We start from the raw sequence: 21838 nt of genomic DNA on the forward strand, positions 1-21838 counted from the left end.
GCACAGTGTTTTCGATATTGTCATTCGATCTCGTAAATCGCGGCGTTGTCCTGCACCTCGCGCAGCCCCTTGTATGACGAATGCCTGAGCTTGCCGTCGTGTGTCCATGCCCGGTATTCGATCTCGGCAATCAGCGTCGGCTGCACCCAGACAATACCCTTTGATCGGTCCTTGTATTCGACGGGCGGCTTCTTCGCCGTCAGGCGATCGAGCATAGAGCGCAGCTCCCATGCGACACTTTCCTTGAAGCCGGTCCCGACATTCCCGACATAGACCAGCCCATCGCCCTTTCGCGCCGCAAGCAGCAGGGAGCCGATACCGGCCCGCGCGACCATGGACTGTTCATAGCCGATGATCACAAAGCTGTCGCTCTGGAGGCATTTGATTTTCAGCCAGTCGCCGAGGCGGCCGGAGCGGTAGGTGCTGTGCCGGTTCTTGGCGATGATGCCCTCGAGGTCGTGCTCGCATGCAGCAGCAAGCAGTTGATCGCCGTCTGCCTCGACCTCTTCGGAAAGTCGAATGTCGCCCTCCTTGCCGGCGACCAGGCCCTCGAGCAGATGACGCCTTCCGGATAATTCCATCTCGGTCAGATCATGCCCATCGAAGTAGAGCAGATCGAAAGCCATGAAGAGTGCTTCGCCGGATGTGCGTTTGCCGCCACGCCCGCCAAGCGATTGCTGCAGCAATCCGAAACTCGGCCGCCCCAGTTCGTCGAGAACGACTGCCTCGCCGTCAAGTATCGCGGTTGCCACGCCGAGTTGCTTTGCGGCTACTGCTATCGCCGGAAAGCGATGCGTCCAATCATGTCCGCCTCTCGTGATGACCCGGACACCACGGGGTTCGATGTGCACCGCGAGGCGATAGCCGTCCCATTTGATTTCGAAGACCCAGTCCGGTCCCTTCGGCGGCTTCGCTTTTGTAAGTGCCAGACACGGTTCGATGCGCGCGGGCATGGGATCGAAGGGAAGGTTCGGTTGGGCCGGATCTCGCGGCTTGCGGGCTCTTGAACGAACCGGCATATCGGTGGCGAGAAGCGGTTTTGGTGGCGGATATTTGACCATCCGATGATAACATCAGGGAATGCGTAAAAAGAAAACGACATTTGAGATGATGGCATTCGAAGAATTCAAGCCGAAATGCAAATGGCCGGACGCATGGCCGATGGCGCAATTAATTCTCAACGCCTAGAAAATTGCAGGGCGTGCCGATTGCCGACGAGGTCGCGGCGGAGTGGCGCTCAGAGATGTCTTTCCACATAGCCGTTCAGAAAGTCCCATCTCATGCCGAGCGGCTGCCTGACCAGATCGTAATGATCGTTGAACCGCTTGATCAGGGAACCCTCCAGGTTCGGATCCCACATCGTGGCCTCATAGCCCAAACGGCCGCTGACAAATACCGAAAACTCCCTAAGCCCCGAACGATCTTTCGTCATCTGCGCGCATGCGCTCGATAAACTCATCGGTAAGAGCGACAATTTGGTTGTGCGTGATATTCGACATGACCAGACCTGCACGTTGCGAGATAGCGAGATTTTAGCAACTTTCGGCCTGACGTGTCATCTTAGAGCGAGCATCCCGAGTTTTTCCGCGAATTTCGGACTGTATGGCGAGCGTGACCGGGGCGGGCAAAGCGATTGGAGGAGGGATATGAGCCCGCCGAACTCCATCTCAAGCATGGCGTCATGCTTTTGCATCTGTATTCGACGAGGTCCGAGAGGCCGGCGGTTGTTCATTAGGATGCCGGCAGCTCACTCCGACGGTCTTAAACGTTGATCAGAGCACGCTGACGTTTTCCGCTTTCGACTTTCCAGTTTTGCGGTCCTGGCCTAGCTCGTAGCTGACCCTTTGTCCCTCTTTCAAAGATCCGCCTCGCTGCAGAGCGGAGACATGCACAAATACGTCCGTCCCGCCATTCTCGGGGGTGATGAAGCCAAAGCCTTTGTCTTCGTTGAAAAATTTGACAGTACCGGTAGGCATAAAAGCTCCTGATGATAGGCGGCCGCTTGCCGCGCCGGTAAATCTATAGCGCAATCTTCCGGTTATCAATGGCGTGTCAGATTTCGCTGTTAAGTAGCCGGTGTTTTCTGGAGCACTTAGCCGCCCACGCGGGGCCTTTCGTGGGGTCGATGCTGGCGAAGGCACTGTCACACGCTGGCCCCTTGGGTTCAGCCCCATAAAGCATCTCAACCAACTTGCTCCACAGCCACTGCGCCTGCGGGCAACGGCCTGATCAGCGGCGCGGGCCGAGACTAAGGCGATGTGGACGGAATCCACACAGGACAAGATGTTAATCTTTTTTTCTGTTCGATGTAACGATCAGCGACCCGCGCGCGAAATATCTGCTGTGACACGGACTTCCTACCTCCTTCCCGGTCACCGGGCGGCGCGGAACCTTTCTGAGCCGTGCGCAGAGGCATCGTAGCTTGAAGGAACAACTTATGGGCATCAATCACGTCGCGCTCGCCGGCAGAACACTTCGAAGCGTCCTTACTCTTCTACGTATAAATATAAAGGAGTGTATTCGATGACAAGATCCGCGACATTCAAGGGGCAGCGAGCGGAAATGCGCGATATCATGGGGCCGCTCGTCGATCTCTCGGCTCGAAACGGGGAAGATTACGTCGTCATCCGAAGCATCGTGCCATCGGGCACGATCGTATCGCTTCACAGCCACAGCGGCCGGGAAACGATGATAATCGTTCCTGGGCGTGAAGGCGTCGCCGCGCCCGCACGCTATTGCAAGATGCCTCGCGCAAACTGCTCACCACGCACCAGGTCTCTGGCAGACTTCTCACTATAAGCACCGGTGATACCCTTCATGCGCACATGCCCGCTCGCTGCTCTCCTCCTCATCGCCGTCATGCCTCTTGCCGTTTCTTCCGCAATGCTTTGCGGAGTGCAGACTGCTTGTCCGGTCAGGGAGGGAAACTATCGGATCGAGTTGCCGCAAGATGGCGACATTCGCGGCGTCCTTGTCTATTTCCATGGTTTCAAAAGCTCCGCCAGGTTGCAGATGCAGCAACGCCCCCTGGTCGAGATGACGCTCGCGCATCATCTGGCCTATGTAGCCGTCGATGGCATCGACGGCGGTTGGTCTTTTCCTCAGGGTCCCCGTCAGGGTCGCGATGAAATGGCGTTCATCGCGAATGTCTTTGATGACCTGCGGCAACGCTACGGTTTTACCCCGGACAAGACGGTGATCGGTGGTTTTTCCATCGGCGCATCGATGGCTTGGTACGCCGCCTGCCAGCAGGGGGAGAAAACCGCGGCCGTGGTGACTTTCTCCGGCGTGTTCTGGAATCCTCTTCCCAAACCGGATGACTGCGTTGCCAATCTTCCTCCAATGGTACATTTTCATGGGACCGCGGATCAGACATTTCCGCTCGCCGGTCGGGCGATTGGCACCAAATTCCATCAGGGCGATGCGCTCAAAAGCTTGGCCATTCTGCGTGAGCGCGCCAAATGCGACATGAAGGCAGCGAAGAAAGTCACGCTGGATAGCATCGAGTGCGACGATGTACCGGACTGCATTCGGGGCGACAGTATCATGTGCATCCACAACGGTGGCCACGAGGCCCGGTCCGATATGCTTGACGCTGGCCTGACAGCGGTGGGCTTTCCCAAATGAAGACCGGGCTGCAAAAAAACGAAGATCCTTTGTAACAACCGCCTGCATTCCCACGAATTAGCAGGCAGCAAGGTCGCAAACCTGATCCGGCGCGATGCTGACGGATCGTTCGAGGATTACAAAGGAACACCCTCATGCTGCAATCAATCACATGTCCAAACATCGGCCATGCTATCGTTCATCATTTCGGAGAAGGCGCGGCCGTCTGGGGGCAGGCGATCACTCCGAGCATTGCTCATCTGGTTCAGGCGCATCGGGAGTTGGCGATCGATTATTCCCGGATACGCCCCGGTATTGTGTTCGAGACCGTCTCGAGTGTTGCGATGCTTCCCCATGTCATCGATGGATCCACGTTTCGCATACACGTCGAAAGCACGGCGTTTCGCCGCACCGTTGTCCGACGCGAAGCGGCGCTGGAAGCCTTCATCCGCTGCGATGCAGGCGCCGAATGCACCCTCAAGCTTTGGGGCTGTGTCGCGACGGAAAGTCCATCGCAGCAGTCAGATCGACTGGCGGATATCGACGATAAAACTGCCACCACCATACCTGTGATTTTCACCGTGACATTCTGGGAGATATCGCGCGCGCCTGACGCCCGCATGGAGCAGATGATCAGGGAAGTCTCCGAAAAGGACCGCAAAATCCGCGAGCTGGAATTGAAGGTGGCGCTCTCGATGTGTTCGCAATGAACCCATGTTCAGGCAGACGCACGCAGTTGTGAAGTCCCCCAAATGTAACGCTCCAGTGCCGTCGGACATAACAGGAGTGTCGCTGCCAAGTATCGAAGAAAAGACCAATGACCTTGACGACGGACTGTTTTCAAACTGAGCAGCCAGCGTCGATCAATGCGTGAGCCGATGAATTGATTGTTCCACACGAGGGAGTTTACCATGCAGAATTCAGACAGCCCGACGATAAAGAATGAGGCGGAATCAACCTGGATCCCCCGGGCAGAGCAGGCCGCGCCGCGCTGGCGTCAAATCGGACTGTGGAGCGTCAAGCTTCTCCTTGCTGCGGCCTTCATCGCCGCCGGCAGCGCCAACCTCTACGGCCTGCCGATGATGGTTCAGAACTTCGAGCAGATCGGGCTCGGGCAGTGGTTTAGGTATTTCACCGGAACACTCGAGCTGATCGGCGCGGCCGCGCTACTCGTCCCGGCTGTGGCCTCGCTCGGTGCGCTTCTGCTCGCCGCGATCATGGTCGGCGCCACCTTGACCCATCTCTTCGTGCTGCCGGGCTCGCCCGTCCCCGCGATCGTGCTCTTCGCGCTGAGCGTGATGGTAGCCTGGGCGCATCGCGACCAGATCGCGGCGCTGGCCAGCAAGATCCTCGTCGACCGCGACTGAGGACACGAAAGTCGTCAACGCTCTCCCCTTCACGTTCCGAGGCTCATGTCATGTCACGGCTGATCATCGCCGCCCTGCTCCCGCTCACGCTTTCAGCCTGTCATACGACCGATCTCGGCCGCTCTGTCGGCATCCGCTTATTACGTCGCCGTCCGGCCGCCTTTTCATTCGTGGCCCTCAATTTCCGAGCTGACCGCCGACTACTGGACCGCGACGGGCGAGCGCAGGCAGGTGGATCTTGCCGGCGGCGCCTCGCTGGAATTGAACACCCAGACCAGTATTGCGCTGCGCCCCTCGAACGGCATAGGGGAGCGGATCGAGCTTATAAACGGGGAGGCCATGATCAGCACGGGAAAGGAGCTGGCGCAAGCGCTCACGGTCATCGCGGGCGATGGCAGCATGAGTTCTCGCAACGCCAGGTTCAATGTGTCGCAAAGTTGAGCCGCCCGCGACGAAAAAAGGCGGCGCTTTCGTTCAACAGAAGGATAACACCATGACGATCTCATTACGCCCCATTCTGCCGCTTGCAGCGGCTCTCACACTTTCCTTCGCCTCTGTCGGCTATTCCGCGGAGATTTTTACGACGAATGGTGTGGCCATCAACGGCTATGATCCCGTCGCCTATTTCACCGACCACAAGCCTGTGAAAGGGTCGGACAAATATACGGCAACCTACCAAGGGGCGACGTTCCACTTTGCATCCGCCGCACATCGCGATGCATTCGCCGCCAACCCAGGACATTTTGCTCCGCAGTATGGCGGTTATTGTGCCTTTGGAACGGCGCAAGGCCACAAGGCGTCAACCAAACCCCAAGCCTTTACCGTGGTCGATAATAAGCTCTACCTCAATTACAATGACAGCGTCCTCAAGACGTGGAGGCGGGACGTCAGCGGGTATATCAAAAAGGCCGACGCAAACTGGGATAAGGTCAGGGCACAACCTGATCCGTAAGTCCCGACGCCGACATGAATCACCTATCCGCCCCATTGCGGATAGGTACCTTTTCAAGTTGAGGGCGACGCCTGCCGCCCCGAGCAAAGACGGCGCCGGAAAACGCGTCATTGCCGCCAGGCTCAGCGCGACTGCAGTGCGTCAGAAACGAGATTACAATCAAGCGCTCGCCCTCAACTTTGTCGGTACGTCGCCCCCTTGCCATCGGCAAGACGACCCATTCCGGCATCCTTGGCAAAACCCATTTGCGCGACGCGATCAAGCCACAGTTTAAGTCCGGCGAGCAGCTTCGAGCATCGTGAGTGCGCGAAGGATGGCGTCCTTATCCTGATCGACATGCGGCGGCGCCCGATCGAAACGAACCGGGGTTGCGGACATTTTGAGCGGGTTGCCGAGCAGGCGGACGGTTTGTCCGTCCACTGTTTCCATGGGTATGATCATTTCACGCGCCAAGGTATGCGGATTAGTTACGACCTGATCGATCGTGGCGACCCGGCCTGCAGGGATTTCGGCATGGACAAGGCGCTGCTCCCAGATTTCGGCGGTGTCGGCTTGTAGAGCCTCGGTCACAAGCCGGTCCAGTGCATCGACATTAACAACGCGATCACGGTTGCGGCGAAACCGCTCGTCGCCCGCCAGATCGGGACAGCCAATCGCCGTACAGAAGCGGGCGAACTGCTGATCGTTTCCGACTGCGATGGCGATTTCACCGGCAGCCGTTGCAAAGGTCTGGTAAGGAGCGATGTTGGGATGCCGGTTGCCGATCCGATTTGGCACCTTTCCCGAAACCAGATGGTTCGTCGCGGCATTGATAAGCCAGGCAACTTGCGTGTCATAAAGCGCCAGATCGATATATTGGCCTTCGCCCGTCCGGTCGCGATGGCGGAGAGCGGCGAGAATGCCGACGGTCGCATACATGCCGCACATCACGTCGGCGATGCCAAGGCCGACCTTGAGGGGCCGGCCACCGGCCGTATCGCTTTCGCCGGTGATGCTCATGATACCGCCCATCGCCTGGACGAGAAAATCATAGCCGGTTCTCTCGGCATAGGGTCCGGTTTGACCGAAACCGGAAATCGCACACCAGACGATATCCGGTTTGATCTTGCTAATATCCTCATAGCCGAGTCCGCGCCGGTCGAGATCGCCCGGCTTGTAGTTTTCGATCACCACGTCCGAGATAGCCGCCAGCCGCTCGACAAGCGCAACACCTTCATCGCTGCCGAGATCGATGGCTATCGATCGCTTGTTGCGGTTGGCGGACAGGAAATAGGCGCTGAGATCACTGTCGCTGCCATCGGCATTCGGCACGAAGGGCGGTCCCCAGCTGCGCGTGTCGTCGCCAGTATCAGGGCGCTCGACCTTGATGACATCGGCCCCGAGATCGGCGAGCAGCTGCGTACAGGTCGGTCCGGCGAGAATCCGCGACAGGTCGAGGATGCGCAGACCTTCGAGGCTGGCGGGTTTTTGATTGTCAGACATTGGGGATTCTCACGATTTCCAGGGGGAACTCTTGAACCAGCGTACGAGATAGGCGGTTCCTATAAGCACGCCGAAGCCAATCAGGTTTCCAATTGCCTCTGCAGAAGTGGTGCGACCGGCATGATCAAGCGCAATACCGATCGGCTGGGCAATCACAATACCGGTGATGAAGACGGCGAGCGATTGCTGGCCAACGACCGTCAGCACGCGCACGGCAGGGCCGCGCAGCCGGGAGCCTTTCTTACCGACGAGATGTACGGCGATGTAGCAGAGCGCCATGAAATGAACGAAGCGCAGCAGGCCGAAGTCGGTCTTGTCGGTGAGTGGGAAAAGCTTGGTGGCGGCCATTTGGAAGGCTGGATAGGCTTCCTGGAACCGTACCCAGGCAAACGGCACGGTCGGGATCACGACGGCAACCGCAAACGCCATCAACCTGCGGTCGAAGCCGGGGGCCGGAAGGCTGCCGCGCATCAGGAAGAAACCGGTGAAGAACAGCAATTGCCATCCGAAGGGGTTAAAGAACCATCGGCGATCCGACCAGGGCTCCGCCGGCAGCCCGGTCAGGTCGAACTGGGTTGCCAGCCACAAGGCAACCATCATGGCGAATGGCAGAAAGCGATGGACCTTTGATGCAAGGATCATTCCCGGCATCAACGCCAGAATGACGATGTACATCGGCAGGATATCGAAATAGTTCGGCACATAACGCAACGTCAGCAGGCCGACGAGAAGATTGCCCGGGTCCTTCATGAAAGGTACGAGGTTAAGACTGTCGACATAGGTGACGCCGTCATAGCGGGTTCCGGCGACAACCATGATGGCGGCAACGACGACAAAGACCGCAATGTGGGTCCAAAATATCTGCCAGACACGTTGAGCGACGCGGGCGATGAGCGCAACCGCGCCGCTGCGGTCGAAGGTCGAGCCGAAGGCGATGGCCGAGGCCATCCCCGACTGGAAGACAAACATTTCCGTGGCGTCGGAAAAACCGAAGCGCGCCGGAATCCACAGCGCCCACCCGTTGTTTGGGATATGGGCCAAAAGGATAATCAGCATGCCGACACCACGGAAAAAGTCGAGCCGCGGATCACGGGGGCGCTTGACCTTCTGAGGGGCTGAACCTGTCGCCTGGGTGGGTTCAGAAGGCGCCGTCGTAGGCGCTTGCATCGAACTTGCAGGCGATGAGAGTGAAGCTTTCGCGCTCGCCGGCTGCCTCAAGCTCGTTACGGAAGTCATCACAATTCTCCACATTGACGCCATAGCCGCCGAACCCTCGTGCGACGGCGGCAAAGTCCGTTTCGCCGAGCGTGACGCCGGCCGATTTCAGGCCGGCGGATGCCTGCTTCAGAGCAATCAACGCCAGGCTGCGATCCTGAAAAACCACGATGGTGATAGGCAGATTAAGATCGCGTAGCGTAGCCAGCTCCCCGATTCCCATCTCAAGACCGCCGTCGCCCATCACGGCGAAAACCGGACGTGATGGGTCGGCGACCTTGGCACCGATCGCAAGCGGCAAGGCCGCGTTCATGGTGCAAAAGCCCGCCGATTGCAGCAATGACATCGCCCGTGGCGCAACCCATTTCTGCGACAGAAGAATGCGATGCGCTCCGCTGTCGACGGTGACGATTGCTTCCTGACCGGCGACGGCATTGAGTGCTTCGATTATTGCGTGCGGTCCCCAACTGCCATTGCTTGCGAATAAACGGGCAAGTTCGTTTTTCACGGCGGCGGGTTCGCCAGCCGTCCAGGTCTTGTGCCCCGCGTGAATATCGGCCAGCGCCTGTAGAAAAGAGCGAGGTGCAGTCTGGATTCTGGTTCCGGCATGATGCATGCCGTGGTCCGGGGCAGTATTGGAAATCTCCACAAGCTTTGCTGGATCTCCGACGAAATCCAGCCAGCCGGGCCGCATTTCGATTGGGTCATATCCAATTGACAGGACCAGATCCGAATCCCGGACCAGGTTCAGAAGATATTGATCCGCCAGCGGTGACAATCCGGCGGCGCCAAGCGACAGCGGGTGGTTCTCGGGGATGATGCCCTTGGCCTTATAGGTTGTGATGACCGGTGCTCCAATTTTTTCGACCAAGTGCTGGAGTGCCGGACCGGCATGATCTCGTACGGCGTCAAGACCAGCGATAAAAAGCGGTCGTTGCGCCCGGCCAATCCTTTCGGAAAGTGTGTGAACGGCCGGATCAGTCATTGTCACCGAGGGCTTCAGAAGCTTCGGAGGCGAAATGACATTCAAGGCTGGCGAGACCGCGGCAGCCGTCGCTGGAGACAGGTCGAGATGGACGGGACCCATCGGCTCTGTCATGGCAAGCGCGAGCGCACGGGCGACCGTGGAAGCAGCGCTCTCGGGCTCGATTTCGAAAGAAGCCTTGACCAGCGGTCGGAGCAACTGTGCATGATCGATCACCTGATGGGTGTAACGCGCGCGGGTCGAACGGTCGACAATGCCGGATATGACGATCAAAGGAACGCGCTCCTGGGCAGCGTCGGCGATGCCGTTGACCGCATTGGCAAGGCCCGGGCCAACGGTCGTTACGAGAAGTTCCGGGGTTTGCGTCATCGCGCTTGCGCCTGCCGCCATGATCGCCGCCGCGGTTTCATGGCGTGCCAGGTGAAAGGCGATGCCTGAGGCCTCCAGGCCGTCTATCAGCGTGACCACTTCTCCGCCGGGCATGCCGAAAGCATGACGGACGCCATGGGCATGAAGCGTCCTGGCAACGATGTCGGCAACTCTCGGCGTAACGAGGCTTTCAGCGGTCACTGTAAATCTCTCGAGTTTGGTCAACTGAATTGTGTTCAGTGTTAGACTTGGCGATGAAAACCAATATGTTGAGAAGCCTGCCCGCTGATTGGCGGAACCGGGCAGGCCTAGTCCCAACAGGTCTAGCGTTCCATGCGGCGGACGACGAACGCGACAACCGTACCAAACAGCATGTGGCCGATCAGCGACGCCCAGGTGAGTGTAACAAAACCGAGAAATGCCGGTTGACCGCCAAACAGGTGTGCCATGACGTAAAGGGCGAAGATCCAAAGACCGATGCCGAAGCCGATACCTGTCAATAGTAATGGCAGTTTGGGGACGATCAGCCGCTGCAGCGGCCGGGCGATGAACAGGTAGCCGATCGGATAAAAAACGATACCGACGATCGCGTGGATCGTTTCGGCTAGCAACAAATTGTTGAAACCGAACACCGATTGAACCAGAGCAGCCGGCTCCAGTGGTCCGCCAACCCACAACGGCGTGATCAGCCGTGCCCAGATTTCCCAGGTTATATTGGCGGCAAGTCCGGAAAGAATAATCGTCCGGCCGAGGCTCGGTTGAATTTCAGGGAAGACGCTTGTCTTTTGCATTTCCATCATGGACATCGTGTTTTTCCTTTTCTTTAAGGTGAGATCAGGCAGACAAACTCATGCCAACCGAATGTTCGATGGATTTGAATAATCGGTCGTCGGCCTTCAGCCGCTGGCGAATCTGGCCGAGACGCGAAATACCGACATTATTGCCATCGGTCGCCATCGCCCTGGCGAGCGCGAGGACAAAGAAGTCGCGCTGTGCGTTGCTGCCACCGATCTTTGGCAGGTTCGCCACCATGCGTTCGAGCATGTGGCGGTCGGCCGGAGCATCGAGACCCGTGAGAACGCGCGCCATCGGTACACCGATCTCGGCGGCGACGCGGCCCTGATCATCCGCGCCAAGCGCCTTGGCTTCTATATGCGATACAAGCTCCACAGCTCCATCGCGGTCGCCAACAGCAACCATGGCGGCAAGATTATGCAGAGCTGCAAAAATCAAGGTCGTGTCCGCCTTTCGACGATGGGCTATTTCTGCCAGATCGGTCCAGCGATCACCGACATGAGCTCCCGATTGCTCCATCCGCCACAGGAGCGAGACAGCATTAGCCATGTCTCGGAAATCGTCGGTTTGCTGTGGGCGAACGTCGTCGTCGTAGATCTGCAGCACCCGATCATGATCGCCGCGTTCCAGGTGTAGCAGACCGAGATGCCAAGCCATATGAAAGGAGAAATTGTTGCAGCGCGACCAGGCCTTGCGGTTCGCCTCGAGCCAGTCAATACCTTCTTCCGTATCGCCACGCATCTCGAAGACATGCGAGACGGCGTGAAGGCCCCAGGAATCATCGGGCTGCAGAGCAACCGCAAGCTGTCCCGCGGCAAGCGCCTCGGCATACCGACCATGCTCTTCAAGCGAAAACGCGTGGCAACCAAGAATAAAGCCCTTCGCCGTCGTGCTGGTGTCAAGGCGGGCGACTGCACGCGTGCTGGCCCGTAGCATGCCGCGGGCATCGCCAAGCATGAAACGCAGAGCCTGCGAAATCTTAAAGGGCAAGAACGTCACCGGCCGATCCTTGAAACCGTCATCGAGAATATCCGTTGCACGCGAAAACGAGCCTTCAACGGCGGCCTCCAGTGCTTTCACAAGGGTGCGCTCGTCACCGGTTCCTCCGCCTCTGACCACCAGCGCTGCCTGCGCATCAACGAGTGCGTTGGCAGCCGGTTCGTCGAGCTCCGACCGCGCCAATATCAGATTTGCAAAGCCCTTCAGCGCATGGCCGGCAACATGATGGGGGTCGGCTGCCAATGTTGACTGGATGGCGACACCAGTACTTGGCCGATGCGCCGCCAGACCAAAAACGGCATTCTCGAATGCCCGTTGTGCCTCGTTGCTGTCAGTGCTGGTCATGAGACCGTAAGCATCACGCTTCATTCGTTTGCTCCTTCAGGAGGACGCCGATCAGAACCCTCGAGATCCCATTACCCTTCGTCCGACAGAGACCTTTACGGTCGAGTCAGGTGGTTCGTTACAGCCGGTCCTGATTTTTTTCGCAGCCGCATCAAAATTTCTTGGCGTCGCATAGTGGGCGGGAAATTTTTTAAAGCATATGTAACAAAACCATGCGCTGCCCCGAATTACGGGCGGACCTTTGCAGGCGGCCTCAACTCGAAAGGGCGAAACCAGCATGAGTGAAGCAACAGAAACAAGCACCGTTGTCATGGTTACGGGCGCAGCAGGAAACCTTGGAAGCGCCGTCGTCAGGGAGCTTGCGGCGAACGGTACGCGGCTCGTCTGCGTTGAGCACAATTCGGAAGCCTTGGAAGAATTGGCAGAGAGCCTGCCCGACAGCAGCGAAATCCTGCTGATCGGCGGCATGGATCTCGCCGATTTGACGTCATGCCAGGAGGCAGTCGAAAAAACGCTCGCGAGATTTGGCCGGCTCGACGCGCTCGCCAATACCGTCGGCGGCTTCCAGACAGGACCGGTCGACGAGACAGGCCTGCACCGGTGGGATCAGTTGTTTCACATGAATGCCAGAACGGCTTATGCAATTAGTGCGGCTGTCCTGAAACCGATGCAGCAGGCAGGTTACGGCCGCATCGTCCATGTCGCGGCAGCGCAGGGACTAAAGGCCGGCGCCAATCAAGCCGCCTATGCAGCATCGAAAGGGGCGGTGATCCGGCTTACGGAAGCGATCGCCGCGGAAAATCGCGACAAACGCATTACCGCCAACTGTATTCTGCCGGGCACGATCGACACGCCGCAAAACCGGTCGGCGATGCCGAATGCGAAGACGAACAGCTGGGTTCAGCCAACGGATATCGCCAAGCTCATCGGATTCCTCATTTCGCCTGCAGCAGGCATCGTCACTGGTGCGGCCATACCGGCGACCGGCCGCATCTGAGGGTCCCATGGTTTCGATGTCCGATCCCGTCTCCGCAGGATTGATGCTTTGGACCGGCATCGGTCTTGCCGTCGCCGTCGCCTTTCTGCTGTTCGGATTCGACAAGGTCGATCCGGGAGCACGTGACGCCTATGCGGTCCGGCCGCTCCTTATCCCCGGGCTCGTTCTCCTCTGGCCGCTGGTCGTCTGGCGGTGGACTAATCTTTCCAGGGGAGAACGCTAGCATGCAGCGCCGTCACCGTCGCGCTCACACAGTGATCTGGACAGGCATCGCGGTCGTTCTCCCGATCATGCTTGTCGTTATCTTCGCGAGCGTCCCGAAACTGCCGGCCGATGCGCCGGCCGTGCGCCTTGATGCCACTGCAGCACAGGGGGGTAAGCAACCGTGAGCCTCTCCTACAAGCCGGTCATCTGGAACAAGACCAAGATCATCTATGACGCGGTCATGCTGGCCGGGATCTTCATCTACATCCTTATTTTCCTGCGGCTGGGCCCAGTCATATCCTCCGCGCTCCGGGATACCGACCTGCCGATCCAACGGATGCGTGCCTTCGGGTCTCTGGCGTTGCTGATGCTGACCATCGTCCTCGCAATCGGGCCACTGGCGCGGATCGATGCCCGTTTCATTCCGCTCCTCTACAATCGCCGCCATTTTGGCGTGATGACCGCGATCATCGCAGCCACGCATGCCTACTATGTGCTCGGATGGTATCTCTCCTTTAGTCCAACACCGCAGCTCACGGCGCTCTTCACCAGCAATACCAGCTTCACGAGCATCGCCGGCTTTCCTTTCGAACTCTTCGGTGTCTTCGCGCTCGTCATTCTGGCCGTCCTTGCGGCAACGAGCCACGATTTCTGGCTTTCCTTCCTGACGCCGCCGGTGTGGAAGGCGATCCACATGAGCGTCTACTTCGCCTATGCTGCAGTCATCCTGCATGTGGCGCTCGGCGCTCTGATCGATCGCCGGGATCATGCTTTGGCGCTCCTGTTGATCGGCGGATTGGCTGCATTGTGCGCCCTGCACCTCATCGCAGGTCGGCGGGAGACATCGGCTGACGCGGCTGCATCGCAAAAGGCCCCCGAGGCGCCTTGGGTGATCGTCGGTGACCTCAGAGAGATTGCCGATGGCAGGGCGATCATCGGCGCAGCTCCCGGCGGCGAGCGCATTGCCGTTTTCCGCTCGAAGGGCGGACTGTCCGCTGTCTCAAATGTCTGCTCGCATCAGAACGGCCCGATCGGTGAGGGCAAAGTCGTTCTCGGCTTCATCACATGTCCATGGCACGGCTATCAATACCGCCTCGAGGACGGCTGTTCGCCGCCACCGTTCCGCGAGCGCATCCGCAAGTATCGTGTCCGGCTGCAGGGATCGAGCGTCCTCGTCGATCCCGAACCTTTGCCTCTTGGCACAAAGCTGGAGCCGTTGGCCATCCCCCCGGAGCTGCTTCCCGCGGCACCGGTGAAGCAAGGAGGAGCTTGATGCTGAGACCTGCCGAACGTGGATTTTTTGTCGGCTACTTCAAGAAGGTGCCGGCCGATGTCAGAGCGCTGATGATCGGCTTCATTGTCTTCTTCGTTGCCGGCATGGCATCGGCCTCCGTGCTTTTGTCTCTCAATACCGAAAGCCCCGGGTCGGGAAGCTATGCGGATGAGTTGCATGGCGAGCATCTGATCGGCACGATGGAGGTCAGGCCTTATCCGATCCTTCGTGTGCCGGCCGACGGCGCAAGGCCGGCACGAGCCGTCATGTTGGCGGGATCGGGCAAGTTCGGCGTGGACGATCGGGCACTACCGCTAGCAGGCAAGACCGCACAGGCAAGTGGCATCTTCGTTAAGCGCGGAGACCTGGTCATGCTGCTGATCGGCGGCGAAGACGACCTGAAGGCAGCCAAACCGCAAATGCCGGCATTGCCGGTCACGCCCGTGCCGGAGAACCTCGGTTCGTGGCGTTTGACGGGCGAGATCTGCGACGGAAAATGCAGTGCTGGTGCCATGAAGCCGGGAACCGGTCTCGCGCACAAGGCCTGCGCCAATCTCTGTATTTCTGGAGGTGTTCCACCGGTCTTCGTTTCCACTGCACCCGTGGACGGCCACACCTTCTTTCTTCTCGCTTCCAAGGACGGAGGACCGATGCCGGCGGCCTTGCTCGACAAGACCGGTTTACCGGTGGTGCTCGAAGGCGATATCGAACGCCGCGACGATCTGCTGATTTTCAAGATCGACAGTTTCCGCGAGGAGGCGGGAGCATGACCCAGAATGGGAGAGGATTCTGGCGCCATCTGTTCGGTCTATTGCTGGCGCTGATTGCCACCATCGTGATCATCCTCGCATGGCAGTATGGCCTGGACTATCTGAGCGGCACCCCGTTCGAAGAACTGCGCTACGTGATCTTCGGGGTTGCCGTTGTCGGGCTGCTCTCCGCCCTTAACAGCCTGACGTTGAGATTATTGAAGTAGAAAGAGTCGCCAAAGGTTGGAGCCCAGCACAATCATGCGGGCCAACCAGACAGAATGCTCTCGAGCGTTTCAAGCGGCGAGACTGGCTCATCACACTGGATTCTCCAACTTCGGGGACGCAGTCGACTGGAAACGTCGTGGTCAACGTCTGAATCTTCGAATTAACGAAGACTGCATATCCCTTGTCGTCGCAATCTCGAAAGCAGCGCCAATTTTCGCACAATTATGAACTACACACGGTTGAGTTTTAGATCGGATGTTTTAAAAAGAATTAGCAATGCTCTTGGGCACGTCGCCCGTTTCGATCCATGTTCTGGGAGACAGGATATATGGCCAGACCAAGAGAATTTGATGAAGAAAAAGTATTGCTGCTGGCTGTAGAGCGGTTTTGGGAACACGGCTACGAGGCAACGTCAATCCGTGATCTGGCCCAGGCAATCGGGCTGACCACCGCAAGCATCTACAATGCCTTTGGCGACAAGCACGCATTTTATCGCAAAGCGCTCGATTTCTATGTCGAACGGAGCTTCGGCGACCGTGTCGGCCGGTTTGAGACGAAGCCGCCGCGTGAGGCGATCGGCGCATTCTTCAACGAGATCATTGAGCGGTCGTTGAGCGATACCAAGCGAAAAGGCTGCATGTTGGTCAATTCCGCGCTCGAGGTAGCACCACACGATGATGAGTTTCAGCGGGTGGTGGCTCAAGTCCTGGTGCAGGTTGAGGCTTTCTTCAGGCGCTGCGTCGAAAGAGGCCAGAAAGAGGGATCGATCAATCGCTCCCCAAATGCATCGGACATGGCCGGCACGCTCCTCGGCACACTGCTTGGCATTCGTGTGCTTGCGCGCACGCGTCCTGAAAGAGACCTTCTGGAAGGTCTTATCCGGCCCGTTTTTGCACTGCTGGAACCCCAATCACAGTCAGACAATCTTATCTCATGATCGATGACATGAACATTCAAACGCTTGCGCGCTTTGACACGATATCCCACACGCAAAAAAATCCGGCTGGTCTCTGTAACAATTGCGCGAGAACCGCCGAAGAAGGATATGTCGGATGAAAGATCTGGCGCGTGAAAAGGAATGGGCATCCTGGCTGCGTTCCGCGATTGCGGGCGACAGCCATGCCTATCGCAAATTCCTGACGGCCCTCACACCACATTTACGCGTGATGGCGCGGAAGCGTTGTGACCAGTTCGGTGCGCCGGCCAGCGAGGCTGAGGACGTGGTCCAGGAAGTGCTGCTTACAATCCATCTCAAGCGGGGGACATGGGATCCGTCACGGCCATTGGGGCCATGGCTATCGGCAATCGTTCGCAACAAGGTGGTCGATAGCCTGCGGCGCCGTGGCAGGCAGGCAGTACCGCTTGAGGACGTCATTGCTACACTTAAAACAGACGAACGCATGGCAGCCTCCGATCGCATCGATATCGAACAGATTGTGGGCAAGCTCAAGGATCCGCAACGAACGATCGTTCAATCGATATCGATTGAAGGGTCGAGTGTTCGGGAAACGGCCGATCGGCTGAAAATGACAGAGGTGGCGGTACGGGTTTCCCTGCACAGGGCATTGAAGGGGTTGGCTGCTCTCTATTCGGAGCGGGCGACATGAAGACTGAGGAGTTGATCGAACTGCTCGTGCAGGATACGCCGGTTCGACTGAATCTTGATCATGCCCTGATGCATGCTGCCACTGCCGCCACATTGATCGCAGCCATTTCGTTCTTTGCGGTCATCGGCTTGCGTGCGGACTTCGGCACGGCCATCGAGACCGGCCGCTTCCTGTTCAAATTCGTGATAACGGGATCTCTCACCCTGACCGGTGGGATGGTCATGTTCCGGATTGGAAGACCGGGCGTCCCGGTTCGGTTGACGGCATTGGGCTTGACGGTTCCTGCTCTGTTGATGAGTGCAGCGGCGGTCTTTGAACTATTGGTCATGCCGTCGGAGGCAGGGGTGACGCGCATGATCGGGCACAATTCCAGGCTCTGCCTGACGATTATCCCTTTCTTATCGGTAGGTCCTCTTGCCTGTTTTCTCTACGCGCTTCGATACGCTGCCCCGACCCGACCCGTGGTCGCGGGAGCTGTTGCCGGGCTCGTAGCGGCAGGGATTGCGGCGACATTCTACGCAGCCAATTGCGATGATGACAGCCCGCTCTTTGTAATGCTCTGGTATCCGATTGCCATTTCGATGGTTGCCGGAACCGGTGCTTTGCTTGGCCACAGAATGTTGCGCTGGTAGGTCACAATGGTGAAACCGACATACTTCGTGGCTGGTGAGAGTGGCCAATGGCAGGTCGAGGCAACGCGCGCCATTGCTGGTAAGGGTCTGGATGTTGCGCCTCGTCTTACTGTCATGGACATCAATCAGGTCATACTGCCCGATCCAGCGGCCTGGGTTCTGCGCGGAACGGCCGGCAGCGCGCGATACACGACCCGTGTCGAGCTCGATCGGCTTGGAGAACGCCAACCTCCGTTGGGCCGCGCAAAGGCATGCCTTGCGGTCCTGATCCCGATCCGCAAGTCGGATCTTTGGTGGTCTCTTGCACAGGACGAGCGCAGGGCCATCATTCAGGAGAGGTCGGCGCATTTTCAGATCGGGATGGATTATTTGCCTGCGGTCGCTCGACGCCTCTATCACAGTCGTGATCTTGGCGAGCCTTTCGATTTTCTCACCTGGTTCGAATTCGCGGAGGAAAGTGCCCCTCAATTTGATGCCATGCTCTTTCGATTGCGGGCGACCGAAGAATGGCGTTATGTCGAACGTGAGGTCGAGATCCGCTTGCGGATATGGCAACATGGTTGATGATGCTAAGATAGCCAATCCTGCGTAAGGTTGCACGACAAAACGGGACGGTTCTCGTCAGGCTAGCCGCAAACGGAGTATTTGTGTGAAAACGGAAGACCTAATCAATTTGATATCAGAGGACACACGGCGGCCCGTCAACCTCTCGAGGGCGCTTGCTTTGGCGACGGCTACTGGCGCATTGGTGGCGGGATTGGTGTTCTTTTCGGTACTAGGTGTTCGACCTGATTTTGCTCAAGCCATCATGACTGTGCGCTTCGCATTCAAGTTCATTGCCACCTTGGCGCTGTTTCTTGTGGCGGCATCGCTGATGGAGAGCCTTATCCGTCCAGGGGAGAGCTCGACGGCTCGGCGCTGGTTATTGTTGCTGGCACCAGCGCTGTTGATCGCCGCCGCTGGCATCGAGATGATTGTCACCCCGGCCGATCTTTGGCGAAGCAGACTGGTTGGCCACAATGCGTTGCATTGCCTGACGGTCATCCCAATCCTCTCGTTAGCGCCGACCGTGTTCCTCTTTCTGGTGATGCGCCATGGTGCGCCGGATCACCCCGGTCAAGCTGGGGCAATCGCGGCGTTGGCTTCCGCCGGCATTGCCGCTACGCTCTACGCCTCTAATTGCCCCGACGACAGTCCCTTATTCGTCGCAACCTGGTATCCAATCGCCATACTCATTGTGGCCGTTGCGGGGTATTTTGCAGGCCGACGCTTTCTAAGGTGGTAGCTGCGATTGTGCCGTTCACAATGCCGGGCCTATCCCGTCCGGCGAAAACGATGGCGTTTGCAATGGACAGTCGACTGGCTCAGGACGTTCGGTGGAAAAGGATTACCACCACTGAGTTGCATTTGCCCGAGTCAGATTTTCTGATCGACGCGATAGCTGATGATGGAAAGGTAATCGAGCGCCGAACATTGCGGTGCTCGCAGGCAGGGTTGAGCCTCACGACGCCCTCTTTCGCCGAAGGGCGGCATCGTCGTCGAACGACCGCATGCGCACGTCCCGGTCCGGCATCTATGCCGCCGGTGATGTCACCGGCCGCGACCAGTTCGTGTACGTGGCCGCCTACGGCGCTAAGCCGGCGCTTTGTCGATCGGTGCCCGCAGCTAAGGAAGCCATCCGAAATAGATAGCGATCGACAGCGCGAGTTGAGCCACGGCCAAGACGAGGCACACGGCGAAGATGATGATGACCCAAAAGCGTTTTCTCGGCCTATTCATCTGAATTCAAGGTGCTCGCTGAGAGACATTTGGCGCGGGCGGGGGCAGCTGTCTCGATTAAGCGCGCTGGTTTCGTCATGTCGTCGTCTTCGGCGTCATCTTTCGCGATGCCGAGGTTGTCGAGGCGGTGTTTGATGGCCAAAGCGTAGATGACATCAAGAATGTGCCGATCGTGAAGGTCGGGATCGGTAAGCGCGAGGAGCGAAGCGCGCACGATGCGCTTGCTCGAGGTCTTTGGGCACTTCTCGACGACGTATTCGTAGAGCTCTTTGTCAGTAAGGCCGTCTTTCACACCTTCAACCAGGGTGTGGTAGACGCGCTCGCGTTTCTCACCCATCCCGAACTCCTTTCATTTTGATCGGGCGACCTTCCTAAATCGAGTTGTCACAATCAACCTCAGCTTGGAGAACCGCGACAGTAACAGCCGCATCGCGCGACCGGCAGCGATCCAGCTTCGATCACATCGATTTTAGTGGCACGACTGCGGTCAATGACCTAGATTGCAGGCGATGGCGTGTGCTGCGTGCGCCACGGGATTCCCGAAAACGACGGAGACTTTGATCAACTCTCACACGGGAGCGTGACCCTTTGTCTTTGTCCCATCGTCCGAGCGACCAGGGCCTGATCCATTCTACTTTCCGCCGATTTCTCGATAGCGAGACGTCTGCAGGCCTGCTGCTCATGATCGTCGCTTTGCTGGCCATCGTTATCGCCAACTCGCCGCTGGCCTCCGCATATTTCGCTGCACTGCACGTCTCTATTGGGCCGATGAGCCTGCAGCACTGGATCAACGATGCGCTGATGGCGCTTTTCTTCCTGCTCGTCGGCCTGGAAATCAAGCGTGAGATGCTGGATGGCCAGCTCTCAAGTTGGTCGCGCCGCATCCTGCCGGGTGCTGCGGCCGTTGGCGGCATGGTCGTTCCCGCATTAATCTACGCTGCTTTCAATCGGGGCGATCCCACCGCGGCACATGGTTGGGCGATCCCGACGGCGACCGACATCGCCTTTGCGCTTGGCGTGCTTTCTTTGGCTGGCCCGCGTGTTCCGGTGACTCTCAAGGTCTTCCTGGCGGCCCTTGCCATCATCGACGACCTCGGGGCGGTCGTGATCATTGCGCTCTTTTACGCAAGCGACCTGAACTACTGGGCCCTTGGCGGCGCGGCGGTCATATTCTTCGCCTTGATAGGGATGAATCGATTGGGGGGCAGCCGCCTCGCTGCCTACCTGGTCCTGGGGGCCGCACTTTGGTGCCTGGTTTTCCTGTCGGGCATCCATGCGACGATCGCAGGCGTTCTTCTGGCCCTCACCATCCCACTGAAGCTGACACGAGGAATGCCCGAGGCGTCACACTCGGAGTCACCCCTGCATCGGCTGGAACACGGCCTTCAGGGTCCCGTTGCCTTCCTGATCGTGCCCTTGTTTGGCTTCGCCAACGCCGGCGTTTCCTTGACGGACATCACGCTCGCCTCGCTGTCAGAACCCATCACTTTCGGTGTCGGGTTGGGATTGGCAGCGGGCAAGCTCGTCGGCGTCCTGGGCGCCGTCGTATTGATGGTACAAGCCGGATTTGCGGGCTTACCACGATCCGCGAGCTGGCCGCAGATGCTGGGCATCGCGCTTCTGTGCGGCATCGGCTTCACGATGAGCCTCTTCGTCGGGCAACTCGCCTTCGAAGACCAGGCGATACAGGATCGGGCCAAGCTCGGCATCCTGATCGGCTCGTGCGTTTCTGGCATCGCAGGTTATCTCATGCTTCGGTTCTCGTCGCGCCGAGCACGAATACCCATATGACAAAAGATCGACCTTGAAGGTTTCGACGGAATGAGCCGATATCTCCCAACTGCTCTTACGACCTGCGCGATGGCGGCCGTATGCCTGATGTTGGCAGGCATAGTGATGATCGGGCATACTGTTGCGCACCCGCCAGTCTGACGGTGGAGCCGCAAAATGGCTTCAGGCACCATGATGCTACCGGAACTCTGGTGGCGACCATATTTGGTTAGCCAAGGTCGCGGTCGATGGAAGCTGCACCTTCGCGCTGCTTAACCGCAAACTCCTCCTCCGGCGAATAGACAAGCGTCTTGCGGCCATGAGCGGCGAAGTATGCGATCGCGAGCGCGTACCAGATTGCCACGCCGATGACGCCCTTCTGATAGAGCGGATCGGTGAGCTGGAAGAAGATCGTGACCAGCGCAATCACAACAGTGAGGACCGCACCCGGTACGCCGAACGGGCTGCGGTACGGCCGCTCGAT

At 58.3% G+C, this 21838-nt stretch carries 27 protein-coding genes and 2 pseudogenes; 19 read left to right on the forward strand and 10 right to left on the reverse strand.

Going from position 1 to position 21838, the window contains the following annotated elements; all coding sequences use genetic code 11:
* Window positions 1-20 precede the first annotated feature (20 nt).
* The 3 genes from ligD to BN1800_RS31635 form a co-directional block, all read right to left on the reverse strand.
* Window positions 21-1061 carry a non-homologous end-joining DNA ligase gene (gene ligD / locus BN1800_RS31630; RefSeq protein ID WP_087003294.1) on the reverse strand — a complete coding sequence of 347 codons (1041 nt, stop codon included), beginning with the start codon at window positions 1059-1061 and terminating at the stop codon, window positions 21-23.
* Window positions 1062-1237: 176 nt separating this feature from the next.
* The gene (locus BN1800_RS40760; protein WP_143534193.1) at window positions 1238-1432 is read right to left on the reverse strand and encodes a hypothetical protein; all 195 of its coding nucleotides are present in this window, start codon (window positions 1430-1432) and stop codon (window positions 1238-1240) included.
* Between the two features lie 340 nt (window positions 1433-1772).
* Window positions 1773-1976, reverse strand: coding sequence for a cold-shock protein (locus tag BN1800_RS31635; RefSeq protein ID WP_027512677.1), 204 nt, complete (start codon window positions 1974-1976; stop codon window positions 1773-1775).
* Window positions 1977-2523: 547 nt separating this feature from the next.
* Between BN1800_RS31635 and BN1800_RS40765 the strand changes: the two genes are divergently transcribed.
* The 6 genes from BN1800_RS40765 to BN1800_RS31660 all read left to right on the forward strand — a co-directional run bounded on the left by BN1800_RS40765 (window position 2524) and on the right by BN1800_RS31660 (window position 5925).
* Window positions 2524-2799, forward strand: a complete 276-nt coding sequence (locus BN1800_RS40765; RefSeq protein WP_143534194.1) for a hypothetical protein — start codon at window positions 2524-2526, stop codon at window positions 2797-2799.
* 18 nt (window positions 2800-2817) lie between these two features.
* Window positions 2818-3627: a CE1 family esterase gene (locus BN1800_RS31640; protein ID WP_087003297.1), complete on the forward strand. Its 810-nt coding sequence runs from the start codon at window positions 2818-2820 to the stop codon at window positions 3625-3627.
* 134 nt (window positions 3628-3761) lie between these two features.
* The gene (locus BN1800_RS31645) at window positions 3762-4316 is read left to right on the forward strand and encodes a hypothetical protein (protein ID WP_087003300.1); all 555 of its coding nucleotides are present in this window, start codon (window positions 3762-3764) and stop codon (window positions 4314-4316) included.
* A gap of 201 nt (window positions 4317-4517) precedes the next feature.
* Window positions 4518-4973 (forward strand): DoxX family protein, encoded by a 456-nt coding sequence (locus tag BN1800_RS31650; RefSeq protein WP_087003303.1) that lies wholly within the window; start codon window positions 4518-4520, stop codon window positions 4971-4973.
* Between the two features lie 231 nt (window positions 4974-5204).
* The gene (locus tag BN1800_RS41675; protein ID WP_179213942.1) at window positions 5205-5414 is read left to right on the forward strand and encodes a FecR domain-containing protein; all 210 of its coding nucleotides are present in this window, start codon (window positions 5205-5207) and stop codon (window positions 5412-5414) included.
* The gene (locus BN1800_RS31660; RefSeq protein WP_244564724.1) at window positions 5398-5925 is read left to right on the forward strand and encodes a YHS domain-containing (seleno)protein; all 528 of its coding nucleotides are present in this window, start codon (window positions 5398-5400) and stop codon (window positions 5923-5925) included. The genes BN1800_RS41675 and BN1800_RS31660 overlap by 17 nt, the downstream gene beginning before the upstream one ends.
* A gap of 270 nt (window positions 5926-6195) precedes the next feature.
* Here the strand turns inward: BN1800_RS31660 and BN1800_RS31665 are convergent, their stop codons facing one another.
* The 5 genes from BN1800_RS31665 to BN1800_RS31685 all read right to left on the reverse strand — a co-directional run bounded on the left by BN1800_RS31665 (window position 6196) and on the right by BN1800_RS31685 (window position 12139).
* Complete coding sequence (locus tag BN1800_RS31665; protein WP_087003311.1) at window positions 6196-7407, reverse strand: CaiB/BaiF CoA transferase family protein; 1212 nt, start codon at window positions 7405-7407, stop codon at window positions 6196-6198.
* A gap of 9 nt (window positions 7408-7416) precedes the next feature.
* Window positions 7417-8574 carry an OpgC family protein gene (locus BN1800_RS31670; RefSeq protein ID WP_087003314.1) on the reverse strand — a complete coding sequence of 386 codons (1158 nt, stop codon included), beginning with the start codon at window positions 8572-8574 and terminating at the stop codon, window positions 7417-7419.
* Window positions 8546-10177 carry a thiamine pyrophosphate-binding protein gene (locus BN1800_RS31675; protein WP_087003317.1) on the reverse strand — a complete coding sequence of 544 codons (1632 nt, stop codon included), beginning with the start codon at window positions 10175-10177 and terminating at the stop codon, window positions 8546-8548. The genes BN1800_RS31670 and BN1800_RS31675 overlap by 29 nt, the downstream gene beginning before the upstream one ends.
* Before the next feature lie 122 nt (window positions 10178-10299).
* Window positions 10300-10782 (reverse strand): hypothetical protein, encoded by a 483-nt coding sequence (locus tag BN1800_RS31680; protein ID WP_087003320.1) that lies wholly within the window; start codon window positions 10780-10782, stop codon window positions 10300-10302.
* A 28-nt stretch (window positions 10783-10810) separates the two neighbouring features.
* Complete coding sequence (locus BN1800_RS31685; protein ID WP_087003323.1) at window positions 10811-12139, reverse strand: tetratricopeptide repeat protein; 1329 nt, start codon at window positions 12137-12139, stop codon at window positions 10811-10813.
* 253 nt (window positions 12140-12392) lie between these two features.
* Between BN1800_RS31685 and BN1800_RS31690 the strand changes: the two genes are divergently transcribed.
* The 12 genes and pseudogenes from BN1800_RS31690 to BN1800_RS44150 all read left to right on the forward strand — a co-directional run.
* Entirely contained in the window at window positions 12393-13112 is a 720-nt protein-coding gene (locus tag BN1800_RS31690) for an SDR family NAD(P)-dependent oxidoreductase (RefSeq protein ID WP_244564726.1), read from the forward strand.
* 7 nt (window positions 13113-13119) lie between these two features.
* A complete protein-coding gene (locus tag BN1800_RS31695) occupies window positions 13120-13335 on the forward strand; it encodes a hypothetical protein (protein ID WP_087003326.1) in 216 nt (71 codons plus the stop codon).
* 1 nt (window position 13336) lies between these two features.
* Entirely contained in the window at window positions 13337-13501 is a 165-nt protein-coding gene (locus BN1800_RS41680) for a hypothetical protein (protein ID WP_179213943.1), read from the forward strand.
* The gene (locus BN1800_RS31700; RefSeq protein WP_087003329.1) at window positions 13498-14589 is read left to right on the forward strand and encodes a Rieske 2Fe-2S domain-containing protein; all 1092 of its coding nucleotides are present in this window, start codon (window positions 13498-13500) and stop codon (window positions 14587-14589) included. The genes BN1800_RS41680 and BN1800_RS31700 overlap by 4 nt, the downstream gene beginning before the upstream one ends.
* Window positions 14589-15359, forward strand: coding sequence for a hypothetical protein (locus BN1800_RS31705; RefSeq protein WP_087003332.1), 771 nt, complete (start codon window positions 14589-14591; stop codon window positions 15357-15359). Before BN1800_RS31700 ends, BN1800_RS31705 begins: the two co-directional genes overlap by 1 nt.
* A complete protein-coding gene (locus tag BN1800_RS31710) occupies window positions 15356-15565 on the forward strand; it encodes a hypothetical protein (RefSeq protein WP_087003335.1) in 210 nt (69 codons plus the stop codon). Before BN1800_RS31705 ends, BN1800_RS31710 begins: the two co-directional genes overlap by 4 nt.
* A gap of 329 nt (window positions 15566-15894) precedes the next feature.
* Window positions 15895-16503, forward strand: a complete 609-nt coding sequence (locus tag BN1800_RS31715; protein WP_087003339.1) for a TetR/AcrR family transcriptional regulator — start codon at window positions 15895-15897, stop codon at window positions 16501-16503.
* A gap of 115 nt (window positions 16504-16618) precedes the next feature.
* Window positions 16619-17173 (forward strand): sigma-70 family RNA polymerase sigma factor, encoded by a 555-nt coding sequence (locus BN1800_RS31720; protein WP_087003342.1) that lies wholly within the window; start codon window positions 16619-16621, stop codon window positions 17171-17173.
* Window positions 17170-17805 carry an NrsF family protein gene (locus BN1800_RS31725; RefSeq protein WP_087003345.1) on the forward strand — a complete coding sequence of 212 codons (636 nt, stop codon included), beginning with the start codon at window positions 17170-17172 and terminating at the stop codon, window positions 17803-17805. Before BN1800_RS31720 ends, BN1800_RS31725 begins: the two co-directional genes overlap by 4 nt.
* Window positions 17806-17811: 6 nt before the next feature.
* A complete protein-coding gene (locus BN1800_RS31730; RefSeq protein ID WP_210191302.1) occupies window positions 17812-18369 on the forward strand; it encodes a chlorite dismutase family protein in 558 nt (185 codons plus the stop codon).
* An 85-nt stretch (window positions 18370-18454) separates the two neighbouring features.
* Window positions 18455-19090, forward strand: coding sequence for an NrsF family protein (locus BN1800_RS31735; protein ID WP_087003351.1), 636 nt, complete (start codon window positions 18455-18457; stop codon window positions 19088-19090).
* A 228-nt stretch (window positions 19091-19318) separates the two neighbouring features.
* Window positions 19319-19448 (forward strand): annotated as a pseudogene (locus BN1800_RS44150) (FAD-dependent oxidoreductase); the annotation flags it as partial.
* A 128-nt stretch (window positions 19449-19576) separates the two neighbouring features.
* Here the strand turns inward: BN1800_RS44150 and BN1800_RS31745 are convergent.
* On the reverse strand, window positions 19577-19921 hold the full coding sequence (locus BN1800_RS31745; RefSeq protein WP_244564727.1) for a hypothetical protein: 345 nt from the start codon (window positions 19919-19921) through the stop codon (window positions 19577-19579).
* A gap of 251 nt (window positions 19922-20172) precedes the next feature.
* Here BN1800_RS31745 and nhaA point away from each other — a divergent pair, with 251 nt between their 5' ends.
* Entirely contained in the window at window positions 20173-21375 is a 1203-nt protein-coding gene (gene nhaA, locus BN1800_RS31750; RefSeq protein WP_425299084.1) for a Na+/H+ antiporter NhaA, read from the forward strand.
* Between the two features lie 208 nt (window positions 21376-21583).
* On the opposite strand, the pseudogene BN1800_RS31755 reads toward nhaA, so the two are convergent.
* Window positions 21584-21838: pseudogene (locus BN1800_RS31755) on the reverse strand (amino acid ABC transporter permease); the annotation flags it as partial.

The sequence above is a fragment of the Rhizobium sullae genome (genome assembly GCF_900169785.1).
GTDB classification, from domain to species: Bacteria; Pseudomonadota; Alphaproteobacteria; order Rhizobiales; family Rhizobiaceae; genus Rhizobium; species Rhizobium sullae.